General features: G+C 46.9%; 2 protein-coding genes. One reads left to right on the forward strand and one right to left on the reverse strand.

Features of this window, described 5'->3' with window-relative positions; all coding sequences use genetic code 11:
* Positions 1–84: 84 nt before the first annotated feature.
* A complete protein-coding gene (locus B2X00_RS03755) occupies positions 85–720 on the reverse strand; it encodes an arylesterase (protein ID WP_290486180.1) in 636 nt (211 codons plus the stop codon).
* A 3-nt stretch (positions 721–723) separates the two neighbouring features.
* Here B2X00_RS03755 and B2X00_RS03760 point away from each other — a divergent pair.
* Positions 724–1,168, forward strand: a 445-nt coding sequence (locus B2X00_RS03760) for an ABC transporter ATP-binding protein (RefSeq protein ID WP_290486181.1), incomplete at its 3' end; no start/stop codon positions are given.

Consider the following 1,168-nt stretch of genomic DNA (forward strand, 5'->3'; position numbering starts at 1 on the left):
CAGGGGTTCGAATCCCCTAGGGGACGCCAACACTAAACCACCTTCTAGGTGGTTTTTTTGTGTCTGCAATTTATCAAACGCTTATTAACTCGATGCCTCGGCGTTTTTAGCCAGCTCAAGTAAGTAAGGTGAGAGGAAGTCCGCAATAGCGTCTTGTGCTTCTGCAGTGGGGTGGATGCCATCATCTTGCACGAAGTCTGGGTTCTCTACTAACTCGGTCATGAAAAAGGGCACCAGTGTTACGTCATACTTCTCTGCCACACGCGTGAATACCGCCTGAAATCGCTTTGAGAAACGTGGTCCATAGTTAGGTGGCACCATGACCTGACTGAGCGCCACTTTAATACCTTTAGCCTGCGCCTGCTCAATCATATTAGACAAGTTCGTTTCCACCGTCTCCAAATCGAAACCACGTAACCCGTCATTGCCGCCCAACTCAATAAAAATAGCATCGGGTTGGTGACGTTCAATTACACCCGATAAGCGGTTTAAGCCACCACGGGTGGTCTCACCACTGATACTGGCATTGATTATTTCAATGTTTGGGTATGCTTGCTGCCAACGCTTTTGCAATTCGGCAACCCAAGTTTGTTGTTGCGAAAGACCATAACCTGCGCTTAGGCTATCTCCTAATACAACAAGTGAAACATTTGCTGCAAAACTACGTATAGATATAAAAATCAAAGTAATACAAGCTAACTTTAATAGGACGTTTTTCATTTTATGCTCATTCAAACTCAACAACTCGAAAAGATAGTCGAAACCTCTGAGGGACCGTTACAGATTTTGCAACCAATTGACCTCGCAATCAATGCCGGTGAGACCGTTGCGATTGTTGGAGCGTCCGGCTCAGGTAAATCAACGTTACTATCACTACTCGCTGGGTTAGACATTGCCACCCACGGCGATGTTCTTATAGAAAACGAAAAGTTAAGCGATTTGGATGAGGAACAACGTGCGAAACTACGCGCCGATAAAGTGGGCTTCATCTTTCAATCGTTTTTACTAGTGCCCAGCTTAAGCGCATTAGAAAACGTGATGTTACCGGCCGAGCTTGCCGGCCACAAAGGCGCAGAGAAAGAGGCGCGTGAGCTGTTAGAAAAGGTCGGCCTCTCAGATCGCTGGCACCATTATCCCAATCAACTGTCGGGTGGTGAGCAGCAACGCG

It is taken from the genome of Idiomarina sp. UBA3162, from assembly GCF_002364475.1.
GTDB lineage: Bacteria > Pseudomonadota > Gammaproteobacteria > Enterobacterales > Alteromonadaceae > Idiomarina.

Bases quoted from the DNA above. Each gene is read 5' to 3' on its own strand.
- B2X00_RS03755 (WP_290486180.1), bottom strand. From the start codon at position 720: ATGAAAAACGTCCTATTAAAGTTAGCTTGTATTACTTTGATTTTTATA.